This window comes from Candidatus Pelagibacter sp. Uisw_090 (assembly GCF_047717845.1).
In the GTDB taxonomy this organism is placed as follows: Bacteria; Pseudomonadota; Alphaproteobacteria; order Pelagibacterales; family Pelagibacteraceae; genus Pelagibacter.
In genome coordinates, this window is the sequence record NZ_CP159810.1 from 786,594 (window position 1) to 810,679 (window position 24,086).

Sequence of the window (24,086 nt, forward strand, 5' to 3'; positions counted from 1 at the left end):
TTAATTAATAAAAATATTATAGCGATAGTTATTAACACAGCACTCACAATAATATAATTCAGCCTAATATTAAATTTTTTAAATACTATTTCAGTAATTTTTTCCCAGAATACTACAATGAAGAGCACAATTATAGCTGGCAGAATAAATTTGATCATTAATGACTATCAATTAAATTATCTAAAAACTTACTACACCTATTAATTTGCTCAATACTTATAAACTCATTTGGCTTATGTGCTTGGTCTATACTTCCAGGTCCACATACAATAGTTGGTATATTAGATCTATTTTTAAACAAACCAGCTTCTGTTCCATAAACAACTTTTTTATGTTTATTATTTCCTAACAATTCTTTAATCTTTTTTACCAGATCAATATCTTCACTCATATCTAAAGCAGGATAATTAACTTTTTCATTAAAACTAATTCCTGTTTTGGATGAAACTTTATGCATATCTTTTATTAATTTTTGACTGGCATAATCTTCAATTTTTTTAACCAATTGTAAGGGGTCATCTTTTATTAAATTTCTTACTTCAAATTCAAATTCACATAAATCAGGTACTATATTCAAAATAGCTCCACCTTTAATTAGACCTGTATGAAGAGTAGTGTGTGGAACTTCATAATCATTATCAAAAGGTCCATTAATTGATTTTTCTTTATTTAGTTGATCAATATAAGCAATTAGTTTTGAGGCGTAATTAATAGCGTTAACACCAAAGGGTGCTTGTCCAGAATGACATGCTAATCCTTCAACTTTAACACTGTATGCATGTTTTCCTTTATGACCTATCACCACCTCCATACTTGTAGGCTCTCCTACAATACAAAACTCTGGTTTAATTGATTTTTTTTCAATTAAGTCCAATAAACCATGTACGCCAACACATCCAATTTCTTCATCATAAGAAAAAGCAAGATGAATTGGTTTAGATAATTTTTTTTCAACTATTTTAGGAACACGACTTAAAACCAAACCTATAAAACTTTTCATATCAGAGGTTCCTCTGCCATACAGTTTTTGATCTTTTTCTATTAATTGAAAAGGATCGGTATCCCATTTTTGGTTAGCAACTGGAACAACATCAGTGTGACCAGAAAGAACAATACCACCTGAAGAATTAGGACCTATTGTTGCAAACAAATTAGCTTTATTTTTTGTTTCATCATAAATTAACTCAGATTTTATTTTGTATTGGTTTAAATAATTTTCTATGAACTTAATTAGATTTAAATTTGATTTAAAACTTGTGGTGTCAAATCCAATTAATGTTTTAAGCAAATCTAAAGATTTTTTTTCTATCATGTGTTTATAAGTCACCTGGAACACCATAACTGGATGATTCAGAGGGATTTAAAGCTCTAGATTTATAATCTTTCATTTGAGGTTCAAATACTTTCCACAGCTTATAAAGTTCTTCTATAGGTTCGCTTTCTAACCAATCAATTCGTAAATCAACAAGTGGCCAAATAGTATTATCAGCAACTTTAATTCCAGCAGAATGAACTGGTCCCTCTTCTCCACCTTTTTCTAAACCAGCTTTAAGAGCAAGCAACAATCTTTCAGCAAGGTGAACATTTGGATTATTAGTAAAACTATCAACCATAGCTTTAGGTACCATTTCAGACTTAAGCATATTGCCTGCACCAATACAATTTGATCGCTTTTCTATAGCACTTATTCCTAAGGTTTTTGATCCAATGTGCTGTGAAGTATTACCTTTATTATCTATTAAAAGTAATTGTCGATATTCAATATTTTTTTCTTCTTTTACAATTTTATTAATTACTTCTGCAACTTCTAAATCTTGTTCTAAATAATCTAACATGAGGTTTCCTAGGCTAGGATCAGTAACGTTTTGTGTTGAGGCTGCACCAACTCCTGCTCTTACCCATGGACAACGACTAGCAACGCAAATGCTTGATGATGAGATTGCAACACCAACCATGTTGGTTTTTTCACATCTTCCAATTAATGAAAATGTCATGTTGGAATTACCGCTGTAGCATCAATTTCAACTAACCATTCTGGTCTTGCTAAACGTTCAACAACTAAACCTGTTGAGACCGGATGAACATTTTTTATATACTCACCAATGACTTGATAAATTACTTCTCTATTTTTAATGTCAGTAATATAAACAACAATCTTTACTAAATGGTTCATAGTTCCCCCCGTTTCTTCAATCAGCAGTTTTATATTTTGCATTACTTTGTGAGTTTGTTCTGCTGGATCAATACTGCTAATATTTACACCATCGTCTAAATTTTGAGGACATTGACCTCTCATCCAAACAGTTTTACCACCTTCTGTTACTACCGCTTGGCACAAATCATTATTTAAATTTTGTTCGGGATAAGTATCTTTAGTATTAAACTTTCTAATTCTTTTGTGTGTCATTTACTTTTAATTATTTAACTTAATATATTATTTTTTTTTACAATTTGTTCAGCTAAATACTTAGCATCTTGCCAAACACCCCAAATAAAAGATGATCCTCTCATAGATAACCAAGGTAACCCTATAAAATAGACTCCATCAACTTTTGCCACGCCTTTATAATGATCTGGTTTGCCTTGTTTATCAAAAGCATCTACTTTCAACCAGCTAAAATCATATTGATACCCAGTTGCCCAAATAATTGTTTTTATATTTTCTTTATTAAGATCTATTTCTAATATTGGATTAATTACACAATCAGGATCTGGTTTTATATTTCTAGCATCAGATTCTTCAGGAAAATCTAGATTATTCTTCTCAATATGTTCATCTGCCTGATTTAAAACAGATAAATAGTTTTGATCCCCTATATCCAAATTAATTTTTAAATCATTTTCAAAGTATAATTTTCCATTTTCGTATTTTTTTGTTAATCCCACTAAGGACATTCCTTGATTTGCAAATTTTCTAAAATCTATAGTTTTACCTCCATCATAACCACTGACTGCTATTGTTACATGTTGAGTATTTGGATCAGGAGTTTTTTTTTGCCATACCCCTAAAGCTCCAAACCACCACACATTATCTTTTCCTCGGTATCTTCTTGGCGGTCTATTATGTGGACCTATGGATAAAAAAACCTTTCTACCAGACAGCATTAATTCTTGAGCAACTTGTGATCCTGAAGAACCAGATCCAACAACTAAAACAGCTCCCTCTTTAAGTTGATGTGGGTTTTTGTAAAATTGAGAATGAATTTGAGTTATATCAATATCATGAGGAACTATGGGTGGAATAATAGGTTTTTGAAAAGCACCTGTGGCAACTACAATATTATCAGTCTCAATATTTCCTTCAGAAGTTTTAACTAAATATTTTTGAGTACTGCTTTCTCTTAAGACTTCTTCAACATTTACATTACATCTAATTGGAGCGTTAATTTTTTTTGCAAATTTTTCAAAATAAGAAACGACAACATCTTTTTGAGGGAAATAGTTAGGGGAATGATCATCAAAATCTAAAGTTGGAAATCGATCATGCCAAGCTGGTCCATTTGCAACCAGAGAGTCCCATCTGCAAGATCGCCAACTTTCTACAATACGATTTTTTTCTAAGATTAGGTGCTCTACTGAATGGTTAGATAAATGTTCACTCATTGCAAGACCAGCTTGGCCAGCTCCCACTATCAATGTGTCAATTTTTTTTATATTTTTTAAATAACTCATATAATTAGATTAATAAAACCTATCATCGTCCGTATTGTGTGTCTAGGTGGTGCAATGAATACTGAGCTTTACCTGATTTACTCAATTTAAAAAGGCTAGATTTTAGATTAAATTATACTGATATTCTGTAACTTTATAATCTGATTTGATTAATGAATTGTTATTCTGTGCATTATTCTATTACCTTTAAATGGAGTGGCTTGATGAAGCATAGATCTATTATCCCAAATTGCTAATTGGTTTTTTTCCCATTCTAATGAATATTGAAATTTTTTCTTAATTTGATGTTTTGATAAAAAATTCTTTAATTTTAAGTGATCTTTAATTTTTGGTTTAAAACCCATGAAATGTCCTGGGCTACAATAAATTGTATAATTTAAATTTATTTTTTTGAAAATTTTATGAACAGCTACTAACTCATCAATTTTTTTTCCTTTTTCTTTAACTCTTTCTTTAGTGGTAATTGATATTGGGCCTTCTGATGAGTAAACACCTTTCACTAATTTTAATTTCTTTTTAATATTTGTTGGTAAATTTTTAAAAGCCAAATATTGAGAACAAAATTCAGTATTAGCAGCACCTTTTTTTGGAACAAGTTTAGAAAACAACATAGTAAACCTTGGTGGTTTATTTGTGTAAATTGAGTCTGTATGAAATTGTTCCCCAAAACTAGGCCCTTTATCAGAAGATTTTCTTTGAACAACTGTAATTTGAGGATATTTTTTACTTAGACCTTTTAACCTTGGATAATTTGCTAATTTACCAAAATTTTTAGCAAACTTAATATAAGAGCTCGATGTTAAATTTTGTTTTTTAAAATATATAACACCATATTTATTAAGTGCAGATTTTATTTTTTTAAAATCTAGATTTGAAAGTTTTATTAGATCACAAATGATTTCAGCTCCAATATCTTTTTTATTCGGAATTATTTTAATCATTTCATTTAATTATAAATTATCTAATACAGCTTGCGCACATTCAAGTGTATTACTTTCTCCACTCAAATCTTTTGTTCTATTTTTTTTATCTAATAATGTTTTTTCTATTGAAGCCATGATTGTATTAGCTGCTTCTTTTTCTCCAAGATAATCTAACATTAAAGCACCAGACCAAATTTGCCCTATAGGATTTGCTATACCTTTGCCCGCAATATCAGGAGCTGAACCATGAACTGGTTCAAATAAAGATGGAAATTTTTTCTCAGGATTAATATTTGCTGATGGAGCAATACCAATAGTGCCAGTACAAGCTGGCCCTAAATCAGATAAAATATCTCCAAATAAATTTGATGCTACAACAACATCAAACCATTCAGGGTTTAAAACAAATCTTGCAACTAAAATATCAATATGAAATTGATCGGTTTCAATTTCAGTGTAATCTTTTTTATTAGCATCAAATCTTTCATCCCAATATGGCATTGTAATTGAAATACCATTTGATTTTGTTGCACTAGTTAATTTTTTTCTTTTTCGTGATTTTGCTATTTCAAAAGCAAATTTTTGTACTCTATCTATACCATGCTTGGACATTATTGTTTCTTGAAGGACTATTTCTCGTTCTGTTCCCTCGTACATTCTACCACCAACAGATGAATATTCTCCTTCTGTATTTTCTCTAACAATAATCATATCAATATCACCAGGAGTTTTGTCTGCTAATGGCGATTTAACTCCTGGAAATAATTTTACTGGTCTTAGGTTGATGTATTGATCAAATTCTCTTCTAAATTTTAATAATGAACCCCATAAAGTTATGTGATCTGGATATCTCTCTGGCATACCGACCGCACCAAAGAAAATAGCATCATGTTTTTCAATTTTTTTCTTCCAATCATTTGGAAGCATTTTTCCATGTTTCTCATAGTAATCACAAGATGAAAAATCAAATTCATCAATTACTAATTTAAATTGATGTTGTTCTGAAATTTTTTTTAAAACTTTGTGTGCTGCTGGGACAACTTCTTTTCCTATTCCGTCTCCTGCTATTGATGCGATATTGTATGTTTTCATAAGATAATTTAATTAAATTTATTTTATTAAAGTTTGACTATTTTAGTATTTTCAGTTTTTTTTTCAAAAAAATCTATAATGTTTTGAGCCGTTTCAACAGCCATACTTTCTAGACCTTCTTTAGTAAACGTTGCAGAATGTGGGCTTAACACTACTTTTTTATTTGTAATTAATGGATTTGTTGGTTCTGGTGGTTCTTTTTCAAAAACATCTATTCCAGCAAACGCTATGATATTATTATCAAGGGCATTGTTTAAATCCTCTTCATTAACAACACCACCTCTTGCTGTGTTAATTATGATTGAACTCTTTTTCATAAGCTTCATTTCTTTAAGCGTTATAAAATTTTTAGTTTCAGCATTTAATGGTAAGCTTAATGATAAAATATCAGCTTTTTTTAAACCTTCTTCAAGGATTGAAACTTTTGTTCCACCAAGAGATGTTATGGTTGTATCATCAACATAAGGGTCAAAAACTAAAACTTTCATATCAAAACCAAGACATTTTTTAATTAGTTTTTTTCCAATTCTACCAAAGCCAGCAATAAGAACTGTTTTGTCAAATAGTTCAAAATTTTGTTCAATATTCAAATGTATTGCTTTAACAAAATCACCACTTCTAACCATGGTGTCGAACATGCTAACACCTTTATAAATATTCATAATCATAAACATTATATGTTCTGCGGGAGAAGTGGATGTTGAATTGTGCGCCACAAGCAAAGTAATACCTTTTTCTTTTAAACATTTGGTGTCAACACTATCATAACCAACGCCATGTCTTGCAATAACCTTGAGCTTGTCACATTTACTTAAAATTTCTCTATCAATTTTACCTCTTCTAAGGGTAATCCCATCAAACTTAGGTAATTTTAATAAAAGATTTTCTCTAGATAGATCAGTTACAATTTCACAGTCAAAATCTTTGTAACTTTTTAAAAGGTTAATACCTTTATCCTTCATGGTATCGATGATGCCAATTTTATACATAATTTTCCTTCTATTTTAAACTCTAAACCAGAGACCTTCTGGAAGTGGTACTAATAATAAATTTTTAAACCCAAAGTATAAAAGTAGAATGAATATACTACCCAATAACATATAAAATATTATCTTTTTTAAAGAGATACTTTGACCTGCATTAATTAAAATAAGTAAATTAAATGAAATTAAACTTGTTAAAATAAATCCTGCTCTTTCTAAAAAATATATCCAAGCAAAAAACGTTATAATTAATAAAGGAATTTTAATAAATGAAACTTTTTCATTAATAACCCTAATTTCCAATCTAAATGAACGAAATATTAAAATTACAGATAAAATTAGTAGTGCTGTTGTTATTGCGTATGGAAAAACTGAACCAAAAGGGCTTAGGGTGCTTGCTTCATAAAAAAGAAGCAGAGATAACAAAATAAGACAAATGCCTGAAATAAAGGATGTTTTATCCTTAACAAATTTAAGCATTTTTTCTCCTATTATAAATTCGTTTCAAAGTAGGGAGGAATAATCCCATTATAATAAAGAACACCAGTGCAATCGAGATAGGTCTAGCAAAGTAATTTGCTAAAATATTTTCTTGAGCGTTACCTATTATATAAGCTTGAACAAATCCTTGTTCAGCAATTTGCCCCAATACTAATCCTAAGACAATCGGTGAAGCTTTAAAACCTGCCCTATTTAATATCCAACCAATTAAACCAAAGAAAAACATGAAATAAACATTTAGAATATTATTTTGAATTGAGTAACTACCAATAATTGTTAAAAAAATTATAATTGGAATTAGTATTTCTCTTGGTACTTTGATAATAGATTTGTATGCATATCTTCCCATTAACAATCCTAATGGCAACATCATAATAGTTGCTAAAAGTAAACCGAATATAAAAGTGTAGACAATTGAAGATTGCTGAGTAAATAAAGTGTCCCCTGTTCTTATTCCTTGAACTAATAATGCTCCTAAAATTACAGCATCAGGTGGAGTGCCTGGTATACCAAGACATAGTGTTGGAATAAAACCACCACCAACTGTTGCGTTATTTGCTGTCTCTGATGCAATTAAACCTTCTGGTTCACCTTTACCAAAATTATCTTTATTTCTTGAACTTCTTTTTGCCTCACCATATGAAACTATGCTCGCAATACTTCCTCCAGCACCTGGAAGAATACCAATAAAAGTTCCAATGAATGCTCCTCTTAATGCTTCAAATTTTTTACGATACATTATTAAAAAAGATTCTTTTAATCTTAAACTTTTAGGTGTTGTATTTTCACTTAAATGCTTTCCCTTCATGCTAGTTAGATCTAAAATAACTGGAATACAGAAAAGTCCAATCATTGCACTAACAATTTCTATTCCACTATTTAAAAAACTGATATTCCAAGTCATTCTCATATCACCACCAATAACTGCAACACCAATCATCGACATTAATAAACCAAGACAAGCACCAATTAATGATTTAATATTATCTCCCTCTGCTAACGTTGAAATTAATGTTAAGCCTAAAATTGCTAACCAAAAATATTCTGTGGGACCAAATTTTAGAGAAATGCTTGCTAAGGGTGGCGCGAATAACGCAAGACATATAACTCCTACTATTCCACCTATAAATGATGACATGCAGCTTATAGACATAGCTAAATCACCATTACCACTTTTGGCCATAGGATATCCATCAAACGTAGTTGCAACAGCTGAAGGTGTTCCTGGTGTATTAATTAAGATTGCAGACCATGAACCTCCAAAAATGGCTCCTGTATAAATCGCTCCTAGAACGATTAATCCAGAAGAAGGCTCGAGTGCGAACGTAAAGGGTACTAAAATAGCAACCGCCATGGTTGCTGAAAGTCCTGGCAAAGCACCAATAATGATGCCCGCCAAAACTCCTGAAAATGCTAAGCCTAAATTAAGTATGCTTAACGATGACAAAAAATCTGTAAAAATATTTGTCATTCAAAGACTTAACTATTTAATTAAACCAAGTTCTTTAGCGATAGCTTTGTTAGCTTTCATTTGTTTTTTCATAAACTTTTTCATTTCTTTATGACCAATGTTAACAACTACAAAAGCATTATCTTCCATTTGTTTGATGAAGGCTGGATCAGCATTAATTTTCATAATACGATCAGACCATTCTTTAACCGTTGCTTTAGAGGCAGATTTAGGAAGTGCGTAACCTCTATATGCTCCAGAAACAATGTTATATCCTAACTCTTTAAAAGTAGGAACGTCTGGAAAAGCTGGTAATCTTTCTTCTGATGCTACAGCAAGCATTCTAACTTTAGAACCTTGTTTAGCAGCAACAGTTGAATAGCCAGCTTCAGCCACAACTACCTTACCTAATAATGCTTGAACAGCAGCACCCGTACCTTTGAAAGGAACGTAAGTAGTTTTAACTTTTGCTTTTTTATTTAAAGAAATAGTTAAAAGATGATTTGCTGAATATGTTCCAGATCCACTAAAAGTTAGTTGTCCTGGATTTTTTTTAGCAAAGCTCATTAACTCTTCTAATGTTTTGTAGGGGCTCGATGCTTCTACTAAAATTGCATCAGGTGTATAGTGAAAAAATGAAAAAACATTTACATCTTCTGTTTTGTAACCTGCTTTTTCACCTTTAGCGATAGGTTGCATAATGATATGTGGAAGGTTTACACCCATAATAACACTACCATCACTTTTTTCTGAGTTTAAAGAAGACCAACCTACTGATCCGCCACCACCTGGTTTGTATTGAACAACAATATCATCATTGTAAATGTCTTTATAATAAGGTTGTTGCATTCTGGCCGTAACATCAGATTCACCACCTGGGCCGAATGGAATTATGTTCGTAACTCCTGCGTTAGCACCACTTATACTAATAACTGTAAGTGATAATGCTGCAAGAAATTTACTAATATAAGATTTTAATTTCATTAGATATTTTCCCTTGTTTGTTAATTTAAATTAGAAAACTATTTATTTTTTATCTTACTGTCAACGTGCATGTGTGCAGAAATGAGTAATATATTTAAGTTTCAAATCCTGATATTTATAGTGTTTAAAGTTAGAAATTATAAAATTACCATATAATTAAATAAAATGAAAATTATAGATATTCAAGAAAAAACCTTCGCAATCAGTTCAGACATTAAAAATGCATACATAAGTTTTGCAAAAATGGATTGTAGCGTTGTTGCAATGAAAACTGATGTCAAAATAAACGGTGAAAATGTGGTTGGGTATGGTTTTCATTCAAATGGAAGATATGCAGTCAGTGAACTCTTAACAAAAAGATTTATACCTAGATTAAATGAAGCTGAGGAAAAAGATTTACTAAATGATGATGGTAATAACTTTAGTCCTGAAAAAATTTGGAAAGTTTTGATGAAAAATGAAAAACCAGGTGGACATGGTGAAAGAAGTACAGCTGTTGGTGCAATTGATATGGCTGTGTGGGACATTGTTTCAAAAATAGAACAAGTTCCACTTTATGAACATTTAGCAAAAAAATATGGCAATGGAAAATTTACCAATAAAATTTTTGTATATGCGGCAGGTGGATATTATTACCCAGGAAAAGATATTCCGATGCTTCTTGATGAAATGAAAAGCTATTTAGATTTAGGTTTTACAACTGTCAAGATGAAAATAGGAGGCGCTCCGTTAAAAGATGACTTAAAAAGAATTGAAAGTGTTTTAAAATTAGTTGGTGATGGTAATAATTTATGTGTCGATGCGAATGGTAGTTTTGATCTAAAAACTGCTATTGAATATGGAAAAGCAATTGAACCATATAATCTAAAATGGTTTGAAGAAGCAGGTGATCCTCTGGATTACCAATTAAACGCTGAACTGTCTAAATCTTATAAAAATGGATTAGCCACGGGAGAAAATCTTTTTTCGATGCAGGATTCTAGGAATTTAATTCGATATGGTGGAATGCGAAAAGATATTGACTGGTTACAATTTGATTGTTCTTTAAGTTATGGTTTAGTCGAATATTTAAAAACTTTAGATATGATGAAAGAAAATAACTGGAGCTCTACAAGAGTAGTGCCTCATGGTGGTCATCAAATTTCTTGTAATATTGCTGCTGGACTAGATTTAGGTGGTAATGAAATTTATCCAAGCTTATTTCAACCCTTTGGAGGTTTTCCAGATTCATCTTTAGTTGAAAATAGCTACGTAACCTTTCCAAAGTTTGTTGGTATGGGTTATGAAAATAAACAAAAATTGAATATTTTATTTAAAAAATTATTCAATTAAATCATACCGATACTATCTTGTTTTGATAATTTCATTTGGAAGTTTTAAGTTTTGCTTGATTCAAATAGACCTTAACTAACCATAAAAATTAGCTGTAAGTATTCTTTTTAATATTTTTTATATGCTACTTAATAATTTTAAATTATTTTTTTCCGTAGATAGATTGAAGATAAAAACCAACGGGTAGACTGTAAATAATAGCTAGCCAGTTATTAAAGAAATTACCATTAGGAGCTATGGGCCAAATAGTAATTAATATTCCTGCAAGCAAGCAAACTTGATAATCTGTTAAATGTCTTTTTTGTTTTAGGATAATGGATTTTAACTGACGGTAAGCTGAATACGTAACATACAAAAAAGCACTGAATAAAAAACTAAAACCTATAATTCCCATTTCAGCTAATAATTGAACATAAAAATTATGAGGATGATTCTGACAAGGATTAATTCCAGTTTTGTATTTTTTATCTTTACAGATGACTCTAAACATTTTCGGACCATGTCCAAAGATAGGTTTATCCAAAAACATATTAAAAGCTGTTCTAATTAAACTATCATGAGTTGGAGTGAATATATATTTTCTTTGTAAAACATTTTGATTTTGAGAATCGTTTGTTAATCCCATTGTTTTAGCTGGTTCAGAAATCATACGTTGTTGCAAAGTTTTACTACTATAAGTTAGTAATGAAATAACAACCAAAGCTATAACAAAAGTAACAAGCCTAAATTTTTGATATCTATCGATTAATATTATTATAAATATTGTTGATAAGTTTAAAAAAGCAAAAGCAGCTCTTTCACCTGATACAAAAATTAATACATCTACTAGAATAAATAATACACCAATAAAATATGTCTCGTGCTTAACTTTTTTTTCTTTTAATAAAAAAAGCGCAAACAATAAAGGGAAAAGTCTACTTAAATATGAGCCTAAAATGTGTTCATCTCCAAAAAAAGAACTAACACGAACTCCCGATAGAAGTGGGTAGCCCATAATATTTTTTCCTGAAAAAAACTGAATATAGCCATCTACCACTAACACGGAAAAAGAAATTACTAAAATATAGTAAAAATATTTTAAAATTCTTTTATCACGATCTATGCAATACCAAATAACACATGCAAATATTCCAATTCTAAAATAAAATAAACTACTCTCAAAACTTAGTAAAATATTTTCTGATAATAGGCTGCAAAAAATAGCATAAACACAAAATATAAAAAAAATTACTAAAGGTTTGATATTAAAATAACTAAAATCTTTATTTTTAAAGACATGGTACAAAAAAATTAAAGATGAAATGCTCACAATTAGATCAGGGAAAAAAGGACCCCAAATAAAAAAAGGTATTATTAAAGCAATAGAGTTGGTTAACATTTGATTTAATTTTTATCCTCAAATAAAATGTCAGTAATTTCAGACTGTGGTTTAAAACCTGGTACTATTTGAATTAAAATTTCGCGTACCATCTTATGATCAAAGGTATGATTTGCCTCCATTAGTTTATTCAATAATAGCTTTAACTCATTCCAAGTAAGCATTTCTTCTTGTGCACACATAATAAGTGGATTGTCTGTCTTACTTACATTGTCTCCTATTAACAACTCTTCATAGAGTTTCTCACCAGCACGCAGGCCTGTATAGGTAATCTGAATATCTCCATCTGGATTTAATTCATCTTTTACTTTTAGGCCACTTAGACGGATCATTTTTTTGGCCAAATCTTGAATCTTTATCGGTTTACCCATATCCAATACAAATAAATCCCCTCCTTTACCCATGGCACCCGCTTGAATTATAAGCTCTACTGCCTCTGACACTGTCATAAAATAACGAGTAATATTTTTATCAGTTACGGTAACTGGACCTCCATCCTTAATTTGTTGTTCAAATAAAGGAATAACAGACCCACTAGAACCTAGCACATTACCAAAACGCACTATGCTAAATTTTGTGCCCATTTGTGTGACAGAAAAAGCTTGCAATATAAGTTCAGCTGTACGCTTAGTTGCCCCCATAGTATTTGTTGGGCGTACCGCCTTATCTGTTGATATTAAAACAAAAGTCTCAACATTTAAATCAATTGCGACTTCTGCACAATTAAGAGTGCCGAATATATTGTTATCCACTCCCTCAGTATTGTTAAATTCTACCATTGGTACATGCTTATATGCTGCGGCATGATAGATTGTTTCTACATTAAAATGTTTAAAAATATTTTTAAGTCTGTTTTTATTATTAACACTGCCTAATATTGGGTAAATACTCAATGATTGTAAGTTCATATTAGATAATTCTTTTTCAATTATATAAAGCGACAACTCATTCATCTCATATAAAATTAATTTCTTTGGTTTTAAAAAAACTATTTGTCTGCAAAGTTCTGAGCCAATTGATCCCCCTGCACCTGTTACTACTACGATTTTATTGGTAATATTTTTTCCTAATAGATCTTTATTTGATTCTACCGACTTGCGTCCAAGTAAATCTTTAATACTTACTTGAAGTAAATCATTAATTTTTATTTTGCCTTGAGCTAACTCTGATAAGCCTGGTAGCATGCGCACAACAACTGGATAAGGTTCTAATTTATCAATAATAGTAAATCGTTTAGTACGAGAAATACTTGGTAGTGCGATTAACACTTCCTCAACTTTGAGTTTATCAATCAACTTACCTATAATCTCTACGGGATATATATTTAAACCACCGATATAATTACCTTGTAGCTCTTTAGCATCATCTATAAATCCAACTGGGTGATATTCTTTAGAGTTCTTCAGTGCTGATACCAACTGTATTCCAGCATTACCTGCGCCATAAATTAAAACTTTACGCTTACTTATGTATTCAGCATTATTATTACTTTTAAATTCATAATTAAGAATTGAAAATTTAATATTATTACTAAGCAAAAAACGTGCAAAAATTCTTACTCCTCCAATTATTAATATAGCTAATAACCAGTTAATTAATATGACTGACCTTGGAATTCCCTCTGCTCCAGATATTATAAATGCAACTAAACCCCATATAAATGCATACAAAGATACAGCCTGAACAATAGACCATAACGTCTTAAAACCTATATAACGAACAATTGCATGATATAAACCAAATTTTGCAAAAATAGGAATTGCAACCAAAGGTGCACCCAATATTATCCATACTAAATCGTTTTTTGGAAAGTACCAATATTCTAAACGTATTGAGAATGATGCTAATATTATTAACACAATCAAGGCAAAATCAATTGCTAGAATAATTAATTGTTTATTAATTCTTGATAACGAAAGTAATTGTTTAATCAACGAAATGTACCTTTCTTTTAATTGTTTTCAAAATGTCATCTAATAAAATTATAAGCATATTTTATAGATCTCATAATGTAGAATAAAATCATAAAATTAAAGTTAATTCTTTAATTGTCTTTGCAAAGAATCTACAAAATTTACCTCTTCAACATCTAGCCTTTTAATATATTCGAGATATACCTAAAAAAAATAATCAGAAGAGATAAAGCAAATCCAATAATCAAACCTATTGGTAACAAATGTGATTTTTTATTCGATGAGATTGTTATTTCTTTTTGATAGGATAGAGGCATTGCCCAATTAAAATTAGTTTGCTTTAACGATTTTATTTTTGATTGAATTAACTCTTCTTTGCTTAATAGCAAATTATAATCATCCATTCTTTCTGGGTAATTTAGTTGCTCTTTTAAATTAAGAATTTCAGCATTTAAAACTTTTATGCCCTTTAAGTATAAATTATTGTTATCCGCTCTATATTCATAGTTTTCAATCACACGAAAACCCACCCCTTCAATAGAAGCAATACTTTCGGCAGTTTTCAAAGCTTGTTGATGAGCAAACAATTGATTTATAATTGATCTTTTTTTACTATTTACCAAAATTCTTTTTTCATTAACAACATTAGCTAACTCACTTAGAAGTAAATTTTTAATTTGATTAATAAGTGTATCTTTACTTCTAAGACTGACGCTCTCTACATAATCGTCTAGCAAATTACTTCCTTTAATCTCTTCCGGATAGATCAACGTAATTGTAAAAATATTATTTTTAATGTGAGTTGATTCTAAAGAGGTTTGTTCTAAAAATTTATCTACATTACCTTCTTGTTTATTTGAAGGTTTTAAAAAGGAGTTTTTATTCGGGTATTTCTTTACAAAAGATTTGAAACTTGTTTCAGAAATAAGATCTTGTCTGAAGGTAAAAAAAAATTCTTTTTTTAAATTTTTAACATTAACAAAATTAATTCCATGGTCTGTTATTATTTTTAAATCTAATGACGAAGGCTCTTTTAAAATAAGGTTTGTTTGAAATTGCTTAGCTATAACTTTAGCTGGGATCATTTGATTAGCTATAAATCCAAAAATCCCAAAAAGTACAGTTAGCCCCACAATCAAAGTTTTATGTCTTAAAAGTGTTCTTAAAAGATCTAATAAATCGATTTCACTATCTTCTGATTTTTTTATAGAGTCGTTCATAAAGCTAAAATATGAAAGTTTTATATCTCACAATATTGCTAATCTCAAATGAAAAAGTTTGAGTATTTTTTGAATACTCAAATCAAAGTTTATTTTATACAATCTTATAAAAATATTTTTTTAAAATCTACCTTCTAAATTAATAATTTTTTTTTGGAGAATTTTGCTAATTATAATAATGCCTTTTTTATTGGGATGAATACCATCATCTTGATTATATTCAGGGTTTAATGCAACACCTTCTAATAAAAATGGGATATAATTTAAATTATATTTTTTTACTAAATTTGGATAAATGTCATCAAATTTTTTTTTGTAACTTATTCCGTGGGTAGTAGGTGCAATCATACCAGCTAATATTACTTCAACATTTTTTTGTATAGAAATCTGAATAATTTTTTCTAGATTTTTTTTAGTTTCATTAGGACTTAAACCACGCAACATATCATTTGCACCAAGTCCTATAATTAACAAGTCAATATTAGGTTCGGATAAGGTCCACTCTATTCTATTTAGTCCTCCTGCTGATGTGCTGCCTGAAACACTTCCATCAATAATTTTAATATCAAAACCCTTTTTATTGAGGTTTTTTTCTAACACTAAAGCCAAGTGATTTTCTTGTAAAAGACCATACCCAGCCATTAAACTATCACCGAATAAAACAACTTTATCTGCTGCATAGACGTTTATGGTTACTAGACAGAACGATATAATTTTAATAATAAAACTTCTATTCATGGAAACACTTCTTAAGCTAAAAAACGTTAATCTTAAATACCAAAATGGTAACGATACAATTAAGGTTTTAAAAAATATTGATTTAGAAACTAAGAAAAATGAGTCTATTTCAATAGTTGGCGAAAGCGGCTCTGGAAAAACAAGCTTAATTATGCTCGCAGGTGGCTTAGAGAAAGCAACTTCTGGTAAGATATTTTTTGAAGATCAAGAAATATCTAAAATGAGTGAAGATGAAGTTTCTAAAATTAGAAGAAAAAATATTGGGATTGTTTTTCAATCTTTCTATCTTATTCCAAATTATACTGCTGTTGAAAATGTTGCTTTAACTTTAGAATTAAATAATCTAAAAAATCCTAATGAACGAGCAAAAGAATTGCTTGATCGATTTGGATTAAAAAATAGATTTAATAATTTACCAAGCCAACTTTCTGGTGGTGAACAGCAACGTGTTGCTATTGCAAGGGCTATAGCCATGAAGCCAAAGTTAATCTTAGCAGATGAACCTACTGGAAATTTAGATAGTGAAAATTCACAAATGATTGCAGATATTTTGTTTAAATATATTAAGGAAGAAAAATCATCTTTAATTATGGTCACCCATGATCCAAAACTTGCGAATAAAGCAAAAAGAAAAATCAAAATCAAAGATGGAAAAATTGTCTAAGCTTTCAGAGTTCAAGTTAACTTTAATATATGCCTTAAGAGATTTAAGTAGAAATTATAAAAAAATTTCCAGCATTATTTTAACACTTTTTATTAGTTTGTTTATCTTAAGTTCAATTTTCACAATTGAAGATAGTTTGAACAAAGAACTAAATAATAACTCAAGAGCACTTTTGGGTGGTGATATTGAAATTGATTACAATCGTAATGTTGGCAACTTAGAATTAATTAACAAAGTTAAAAAGTTTTCTACAGTTTCTCAAATGGTTGAATTTAGTACTATGATCTCAACTACTAATAAGACAAAGAACAAATCAATATTTTCTAGAATTAAAACAGTAGATGAAAATTATCCACTATTTGGCGAAGTAGGTTACGAGCCTATTGGTGCATTTGAAAAATTACAAACTACAGAAAACACCATTCTTGTTAATGAAAACATTTTCAAAAATCTTAATTTAGAATTAAATGATATGATCAAGGTTCAAGACAAACTCTTTACTGTAATTGGTATTGTAAAATCTGTGCCTGATATTGGAGGTGCTTTTGTGTTTGGTGATTTTGCTTTAGCTGGAAAACAAACATTAGAACTATTAAAACTTAACAATCTAGGTAGCTTTTTAAACTATGAATATAAAGTAAGATTTAATGAGGGAGATAATCCAAAAATTTTATCTAAAAAGATTGAGCAATTATTCAAAGATGAAAAAAAGGTTAAACTTAGATATCATGAAAAATCTGACGGTCCTTTAAAGAGAATAATTGATAATTTCTCTCAATTTTTGTCCCTTGTATCAATTAGTGCAATGTTAATTGCCGGAATTGGAATTGCTAACACTCTGCTTTCTTTCATTAACCAGAACAATATGTCTATAGCCGTTAAGAAGTCTTTAGGCTTTTTTTCAAAAGATATTAAAATAGTCTATTATCTTCAATTACTCTTTCTATTATTCGTAATATCTACTGCCGCCTATTCTTTTAGTTTCTTTCTAGTCCCCATTGTTGATGTTTATTTATCAGCTGGCCTTGGGTTAAATATTGAAGGTAGTTTTTCTATCCTTAATTATTTCAAAGTTTTTTTAGTAGGTTTATTAATCTTGATCATATTTTCTATACCAACCGTTAATGCAATTGACCAGGTTAAGGCATCAAACTTGTTTAGAAATGTATTTCAAAACCTTCAATTTTATTATTCAAAGAAATCAATCATTTTAAGTCTATTACTATTATCAATTTTAATTTCTTTATTTACCATTGGTTCAGCTCGACCAATTTATAGCTTGGGTTATTTTGGGGCATTCTTTATTTGTCTGTTGGTGTTTTATTTATTATCAAACTTGATTATAAAATTATTTAAAGGACTTAATGAACATCCAAATATTTCAATTAAAGTATCTGTTAAAAATATTACTCAAACTAAAAGCATTACCCCTATAACTATTATGTCCTTAGGTTTAGGGGTCACATTATTATTAACTTTAGCGTTTGTTGGTTCGAACTTTAAAAGAGAAATTGCAAAATCTATACCGGAGCTTGCTCCTGATTATTTTTTCATTGGCATTCAAAGTGATGAAAGACAAATATTTGAAGATTTAATTTTTGATATGGATAAAGAGGCTAGTCTTGAAATTGTACCCATGGTCTCAACAGGTATTCTAAAAATTAATGGAATAGATCCAAATACTTATATCGATTCAAGTAATGATAGCCACTGGGTAATTAGAAATGACAGAAGGTCTTCTTGGGCTGATAAAGTTTTAAAAGATAATCCGATTGTAGAGGGTACGTGGTGGGATTTAAGTAGACCTGATAAACTTCAAATTTCACTTGATAGTAAAATTGCTAAAAATTTTGATATTAAAATTGGTGACATTTTTACTTTAAATATCTATGGTCGTGAAATTGAAGGTGAGATTGTAAATTTCAGGTTAGTAGACTACAGAGATTTTACTATTAACTTTGCAATGCTATTAAACCCCCAATTTGCAAAAAATATACCTCACGAATATTTGGCCACTTCAAAGTTTAAAAGTTTAGAAAATTTTAATGAAACTGCTTTACTAGATAAAATGCCTAGTCTTTCTATTATAAAAATCACTGATTACTTGGAGAAAGTAACAGATCTTTTAAACAAAGTATTTATTGCTGTAACCGTTATCTCTGCAATAACTATAGTCATTGGTTTAATTGTCATATCTAGTGCAATTATAGTTCAGGGTAAAATTAAAGAATTTCAAAACTTAATATTCAAAATTCTAGGTTTTTCCAAAGTTGAGGTTGTACTCTCTTCAATTATTGAGTTTTTTATTATATTCACATCCATAATTTTAATAGCTCTATTTTTTGCGGTCATAGGTTCGCAATTTATCATTGAAAATATTTTTCAAATCACTTGGAAGTTTGATTTAGCAATATTTTTGCAGGTAACTATTGGGATTGGATTAGCTACATTAATCTTAATTATGATTACTAATTTTAAGTATTTAAGCCCTAAAGTTTATCCACTTATAAGAAATCAATAACTAAATATCAGATCGAGATCTAAACCTCTCAAATATTAATCTTGTTTTAACTCCAATATTTAAAAATGGTTGTGATGGTAACCAGGTAGGCTTATTTCTAGATTCTATTATATTAATTTCATCACTATCTTCGTTGCTTGCTTTAATTGCTATCTGTTCACCAAATAAGGTTCCAACACCAATACCAGAACCATTATAACAACCTGCTACAAAAACATTATGATCAATTTTATCAAAAATTTGTGAACTATTTCTTGTTCTAGATACAATCCCAGACCAACTAGATTCAATAATATCATCTGCTAAACTTGGAAATCTTTTTTTAATTCCAAGTTTTTGATTTAAAGATCTTTTATCTAAACCTGATTTAGACATTTTAAAAGGACTATGAACTTCTGCAGTATTTCTAATTAAAATTCTTTTATCTTTTGTCATTCTAATAGTTGCACCCATTGGTCTAACAGGTAGCACACCCCATTCTTTAGGCTCACCAATAAACTTATATTCTCTATCAGTTAATATTCTTGTCATGCTTGCAGTTAAAGTTAAGGGGAAATTATAATTATTTTTTATACCAAGTGATTTTAAAAACCCATTTGTGCAAAAAATAATCTTTTTAGTAATTATTTTATGATTTTTAAATTTACAAATAATTGTGTCACTATTTTTTGACCATTCATTTAGCTGAGAATTTTCAAGCAACTCAACATTATCTGGCAAAGTGTCAATCATTGCTCTTACAAGTTTTCCTGGATGTAATAAAATTCCTCCTTTAGTATAAAGTGCTAAGTTATAAAAATTCGTACCTAATCTTTTACCTAAATCATCTTTTTCTAAAATATTATGTTCAAAGTTTAATTTTAACAAAGTTTTGCTAAAATTTTCCAATATCTTTCTGTCTTTTTCATTTGATGAGGCAAAATACTTTCCACTTTCATTCCAATCACAATCTACCTGATGCTCTTTAATAAACTTTTTAACAACATCAATTCCTAATTTATAAATGTCTGTTTTCTTTTTATAATTGGAAAGCTCTTTATTGGAGGTGAAACCATCATTAAGGGTAGTATCGACTAAATAACCTGAGTTCCTTCCACTTGCACCCTCACCTGCTAATTGAGCATCAACAATAATAATTTTTTGATTAGGATGAAGTTCTGATAATTTTCTAGCAGCAGATAAACCTGTGTAACCAGCACCAATAATTAACCAATCACAGGATTTATCTTTATCTAAAGTTTTTATATTAGATCTTCTATCAAGGTCATTAATCCAACTACAACCAATATCATTAACTACATTCATGTAGTTACATTATGACAGATAGGATATTTTTAAAAGATCTTAAGATACCAAAGAAGGTTGCTTAATCATGTCTTCTTTATTGATCCCTGCAACTTTAACTGGTCTTTTCATGGCATCTCTTCTGAAAGGTTCACCCAATTCTTGGTTAAGAATTACTTCAATAAACGTTGTAATTCCTTTCTTTTGATCCTCGCATGATTGCTTGATAGCAGCTGTAGTCTCTTCCATAGTTCGAACAGTAACACCTTTTAATCCGCAAGCATCAGCAACTTTTGCATAACTTAATTCAGGATCAAGTTCTGTTCCAACAAAATTGTCATCAAACCATAAAGTAGTGTTTCTTTTTTCAGCTCCCCACTGGTAGTTTCTAAAAATTACCATTGAAATTGCTGGCCATTCTGGTCTTGCTACTGAACTCATTTCGTTCATGCTGATACCGAATGCACCGTCACCTGCAAAACCAATTACTGGAGTATCAGGACATCCAATTTTTGCTCCAAGAATTGCTGGAAAGCCATAACCACAAGGACCAAATAATCCTGGTGCTAAATATTTTCTACCTTTTTCAAATGTAGGGTAAGCGTTTCCAATTGCACAGTTATTTCCAATATCACTTGAGATAATTACGTCATCAGGCATTCCTGCTTGAATTCCTCTCCATGCTTCTCTAGGAGACATTCTGTCTGCATCTCTTTTTCTAGCTTCTGCATTCCAAACAGTACCTTCATCATCATCTTCATGATCTAGACTTGATAACTCTTGTAACCACGCAGATTTAGTTTGGTGAATTGTATTTTTTCTCTCTTCTCTATTGGTATCCCCCGCTGTTGGAGAAAGTTGAGCTAAAATTTGTTGAGATACTAATTTTGCATCACCACAAATACCAACTGATACTTTTTTAGTTAAACCAATTCTATCTGAATTCATATCAACTTGAATGATACTCGCATCTTTTGGCCAGTAATCCATTCCGTAACCAGGTAGAGTTGAGAAAGGATTTAATCTTGTACCAAGTGCAAGAACGACATCAGCTTTCTTAATTAATTCCATTCCAGCTTTTGATCCATTATACCCTAATGGTCCAGCAGCTAGTGGATGACTTCCCGGGAAACTATCATTATGTTGATACCCTGAACAAACTGGAGCATCTAATTTTTCAGCTAATTTTTTACAATCTTCAATCGCTCCACCAATTACAACACCCGCACCAGATAATATTACTGGAAACTTAGCGTTTGATAATAAGTCAGCTGCTTTTTTAATTGCATCAACTCCACCTGCTTGTCTCTCAAGTCTAACAATTGGAGGAAGATCAATATCAATTACTTGTGTCCAGTAATCTCTTGGAACATTTATTTGTGCTGGAGCTGATCCTCTGATCGCTTTTTCAATTACTCTATTTAATACTTCTGCCATTCTTGAAGCGTCTCTAACTTCTTCTTGATAACAAACCATATCTTTAAATAAATTCATTTGTTCTACTTCTTGAAAGCCACCTTGGCCCATAGTTTTATTGGCAGCTTGAGGTGTTACTAATAATAATGGTGTGTGGTTCCAGTATGCAGTTTTAATAGGTGTAACAAGACCGGTAATTCCAGGACCATTTTGAGCAATGACCATTGACATTTTACCAGTAGATCTTGTGTAACCATCTGCAATTAATCCACCATTAGTTTCATGTGCAACATCCCAAAAAGTTATTCCTGCATCAGGAAAAATATCTGAAATAGGCATAAAGGCTGAACCAATAATTCCAAATGCGTGTTCAATTCCATGCATTTGTAAAACTTTTACAAAAGCTTCTTCTGTTGTCATTTTAGTCATAATAATTAGGCCTTCCTGCTTAAGTTGTTAAAAAATTTATAAATAATTTGTTAATTTTTAAGATTAATATATAAGAATAAAAAAATTTCAAACAAACAAATCGACACAATTATGGCTACAGACATTATTATACATGACGAAAAGGACAACGTTGGAGTAGTTGTTATTGATAAAATCACTGCTAAACAAGATTGCGCTTGCTGGATTATGGAAAATGATAAGACGGTTCAAATTCAATCAGTAGATGAAATTCAATTAGGACATAAAATTGCAATGGTTGACCTTAATGAGGGTGATACTATTTTAAAATATGGTCATGATATTGGAAAAGTAGTTAAATCAATCAAAAAAGGTGAGCATGTTCATGTTCACAATGTAAAAACGAAGAAGTGGTAAAAAATATGGAAATTCCAAAAAGTTTTTTAGGTTATAAAAGAGAAAATAGCAGAGTTGGCACTAGAAACCACGTAATCATCTTACCTGTAGATGATATCTCAAACGCTTGTGCTGAAGCTGTAGCAAATAATATTAAAGGTACAATGGCTCTCCCTCATTCTTATGGAAGACTTCAATTTGGTGCTGATTTAGATTTACACTTTAGAACAATGATTGGGACTGGAAAAAACCCTAACGTTGCTGCTGTAATTGTTATTGGGATTGAACCTAAATGGACAAAAAGAATTGTTGATGAAATTGCTAAAAGTGGAAAACCAGTTGAAGGATTTCATATTGAAAGAACTGGTGACATTGGAACAATCATGAAGGCTTCTAAAAAAGCTCAAGAATTTGCAATGTGGGCTTCTGAAAAACAAAGAGAAGAATGTCCTTTAAGTGATTTATGGATTTCAGTTAAATGTGGTGAATCTGATACAACATCAGGTCTTGCTGCTAACCCAACAGTTGGAAATTTAATGGATAAATTAGAGCCATTAGGAGTTCATTTATGTTTTGGTGAAACCTCAGAGTTAACTGGTGCTGAAAAGGTTTGTGCTACACGTGGTGCAACTCCAGAAGCTTCTGAAAAATTCATGAAAACATGGAGTGATTACAATGATTTTATTCTAAAAGAAGCAACAGATGACCTTTCAGATAGTCAACCAACTGCAGGAAATATTGCAGGAGGATTAACGACAATTGAAGAGAAAGCTTTTGGAAACTTCCAAAAAATTGGAAATTGTAAGTTTATTGATGTTTTAGAACCAGCTGAAGAACCTACTAAAGGAAAAGGATTATACTTTATGGATACTTCATCTGCAGCAGCAGAGTGTATTACACTTCAAGCAGCTGCTGGATTTAACATTCACTTATTCCCAACAGGTCAAGGTAATATCGTAGGTAACCCTATAGAGCCTGTTGTTAAATTAACTGCCAACCCATTAACTGTAAAAGGCATGGGTGAACACATTGATTGCGATGTATCAAAAATTTTATCACGAGAGATGACTATGTCAGAAGCTGGTGATGAATTAATCAAATCAATGATTAGAGTTGCTAATGGTAGATTAACTTGCGCTGAAGCTTTAGGACATAAAGAGTTTGTTATGACAAAACTCTACCGTAGTGCGTAATTTTTCTAAAGTTCTCAA

General features: G+C 30.4%; 21 protein-coding genes. 5 read left to right on the forward strand and 16 right to left on the reverse strand.

The window, feature by feature from the left end; genetic code table 11:
• Positions 1–157: 157 nt before the first annotated feature.
• From argE to ABXT58_RS04370, 10 genes are all read right to left on the reverse strand, one after another.
• Entirely contained in the window at positions 158–1,312 is a 1,155-nt protein-coding gene (gene argE, locus ABXT58_RS04325) for an acetylornithine deacetylase (RefSeq protein WP_415303468.1), read from the reverse strand.
• A gap of 4 nt (positions 1,313–1,316) precedes the next feature.
• A complete protein-coding gene (locus ABXT58_RS04330; RefSeq protein ID WP_415303469.1) occupies positions 1,317–1,994 on the reverse strand; it encodes a DUF1028 domain-containing protein in 678 nt (225 codons plus the stop codon).
• The gene (locus ABXT58_RS04335) at positions 1,991–2,407 is read right to left on the reverse strand and encodes a RidA family protein (RefSeq protein ID WP_415303470.1); all 417 of its coding nucleotides are present in this window, start codon (positions 2,405–2,407) and stop codon (positions 1,991–1,993) included. The genes ABXT58_RS04330 and ABXT58_RS04335 overlap by 4 nt, the downstream gene beginning before the upstream one ends.
• 14 nt (positions 2,408–2,421) lie before the next feature.
• Positions 2,422–3,672, reverse strand: a complete 1,251-nt coding sequence (locus ABXT58_RS04340) for a flavin-containing monooxygenase (protein ID WP_415303471.1) — start codon at positions 3,670–3,672, stop codon at positions 2,422–2,424.
• A gap of 149 nt (positions 3,673–3,821) precedes the next feature.
• On the reverse strand, positions 3,822–4,613 hold the full coding sequence (locus tag ABXT58_RS04345; protein WP_415303472.1) for a TauD/TfdA dioxygenase family protein: 792 nt from the start codon (positions 4,611–4,613) through the stop codon (positions 3,822–3,824).
• Between the two features lie 9 nt (positions 4,614–4,622).
• The gene (locus ABXT58_RS04350; RefSeq protein ID WP_415303473.1) at positions 4,623–5,687 is read right to left on the reverse strand and encodes a tartrate dehydrogenase; all 1,065 of its coding nucleotides are present in this window, start codon (positions 5,685–5,687) and stop codon (positions 4,623–4,625) included.
• 26 nt (positions 5,688–5,713) lie between these two features.
• Positions 5,714–6,676 (reverse strand): NAD(P)-dependent oxidoreductase, encoded by a 963-nt coding sequence (locus ABXT58_RS04355; RefSeq protein ID WP_415303474.1) that lies wholly within the window; start codon positions 6,674–6,676, stop codon positions 5,714–5,716.
• A gap of 15 nt (positions 6,677–6,691) precedes the next feature.
• The gene (locus ABXT58_RS04360; protein WP_415303475.1) at positions 6,692–7,150 is read right to left on the reverse strand and encodes a tripartite tricarboxylate transporter TctB family protein; all 459 of its coding nucleotides are present in this window, start codon (positions 7,148–7,150) and stop codon (positions 6,692–6,694) included.
• Positions 7,143–8,642, reverse strand: coding sequence for a tripartite tricarboxylate transporter permease (locus tag ABXT58_RS04365; RefSeq protein ID WP_415303476.1), 1,500 nt, complete (start codon positions 8,640–8,642; stop codon positions 7,143–7,145). The genes ABXT58_RS04360 and ABXT58_RS04365 overlap by 8 nt, the downstream gene beginning before the upstream one ends.
• Positions 8,643–8,654: 12 nt before the next feature.
• A complete protein-coding gene (locus ABXT58_RS04370; RefSeq protein WP_415303477.1) occupies positions 8,655–9,605 on the reverse strand; it encodes a tripartite tricarboxylate transporter substrate binding protein in 951 nt (316 codons plus the stop codon).
• Between the two features lie 165 nt (positions 9,606–9,770).
• On the opposite strand from ABXT58_RS04370, the gene ABXT58_RS04375 reads away from it, so the two are divergent.
• Complete coding sequence (locus tag ABXT58_RS04375; protein WP_415303478.1) at positions 9,771–10,937, forward strand: mandelate racemase/muconate lactonizing enzyme family protein; 1,167 nt, start codon at positions 9,771–9,773, stop codon at positions 10,935–10,937.
• A gap of 142 nt (positions 10,938–11,079) precedes the next feature.
• On the opposite strand, the gene ABXT58_RS04380 is transcribed toward ABXT58_RS04375, so the two are convergent.
• The 4 genes from ABXT58_RS04380 to ABXT58_RS04395 form a co-directional block, all read right to left on the reverse strand.
• A complete protein-coding gene (locus ABXT58_RS04380) occupies positions 11,080–12,315 on the reverse strand; it encodes an O-antigen ligase family protein (RefSeq protein ID WP_415303479.1) in 1,236 nt (411 codons plus the stop codon).
• 5 nt (positions 12,316–12,320) lie between these two features.
• The gene (locus ABXT58_RS04385; RefSeq protein ID WP_415303480.1) at positions 12,321–14,249 is read right to left on the reverse strand and encodes a polysaccharide biosynthesis protein; all 1,929 of its coding nucleotides are present in this window, start codon (positions 14,247–14,249) and stop codon (positions 12,321–12,323) included.
• Positions 14,250–14,404: 155 nt separating this feature from the next.
• On the reverse strand, positions 14,405–15,448 hold the full coding sequence (locus ABXT58_RS04390; protein ID WP_415303481.1) for a Wzz/FepE/Etk N-terminal domain-containing protein: 1,044 nt from the start codon (positions 15,446–15,448) through the stop codon (positions 14,405–14,407).
• Between the two features lie 120 nt (positions 15,449–15,568).
• Positions 15,569–16,186, reverse strand: coding sequence for an arylesterase (locus ABXT58_RS04395; RefSeq protein ID WP_415303482.1), 618 nt, complete (start codon positions 16,184–16,186; stop codon positions 15,569–15,571).
• On the opposite strand from ABXT58_RS04395, the gene ABXT58_RS04400 reads away from it, so the two are divergent.
• Positions 16,185–16,850 (forward strand): ABC transporter ATP-binding protein, encoded by a 666-nt coding sequence (locus tag ABXT58_RS04400; protein ID WP_415303483.1) that lies wholly within the window; start codon positions 16,185–16,187, stop codon positions 16,848–16,850. The two genes, ABXT58_RS04395 and ABXT58_RS04400, sit on opposite strands and share 2 nt — an antisense overlap.
• Positions 16,786–19,371 carry an ABC transporter permease gene (locus ABXT58_RS04405; protein ID WP_415303484.1) on the forward strand — a complete coding sequence of 862 codons (2,586 nt, stop codon included), beginning with the start codon at positions 16,786–16,788 and terminating at the stop codon, positions 19,369–19,371. Before ABXT58_RS04400 ends, ABXT58_RS04405 begins: the two co-directional genes overlap by 65 nt.
• Here ABXT58_RS04405 and ABXT58_RS04410 read toward each other — a convergent pair whose 3' ends face one another.
• On the reverse strand, positions 19,372–20,676 hold the full coding sequence (locus ABXT58_RS04410) for an NAD(P)/FAD-dependent oxidoreductase (RefSeq protein WP_415303485.1): 1,305 nt from the start codon (positions 20,674–20,676) through the stop codon (positions 19,372–19,374).
• A 39-nt stretch (positions 20,677–20,715) separates the two neighbouring features.
• Complete coding sequence (gene xsc / locus ABXT58_RS04415; protein WP_415303486.1) at positions 20,716–22,500, reverse strand: sulfoacetaldehyde acetyltransferase; 1,785 nt, start codon at positions 22,498–22,500, stop codon at positions 20,716–20,718.
• Between the two features lie 111 nt (positions 22,501–22,611).
• On the opposite strand from xsc, the gene ABXT58_RS04420 reads away from it, so the two are divergent.
• Positions 22,612–22,896, forward strand: a complete 285-nt coding sequence (locus tag ABXT58_RS04420; RefSeq protein WP_415303487.1) for a UxaA family hydrolase — start codon at positions 22,612–22,614, stop codon at positions 22,894–22,896.
• Between the two features lie 5 nt (positions 22,897–22,901).
• Complete coding sequence (locus ABXT58_RS04425; RefSeq protein ID WP_415303488.1) at positions 22,902–24,068, forward strand: UxaA family hydrolase; 1,167 nt, start codon at positions 22,902–22,904, stop codon at positions 24,066–24,068.
• The last annotated feature ends 18 nt before the right edge of the window (positions 24,069–24,086 follow it).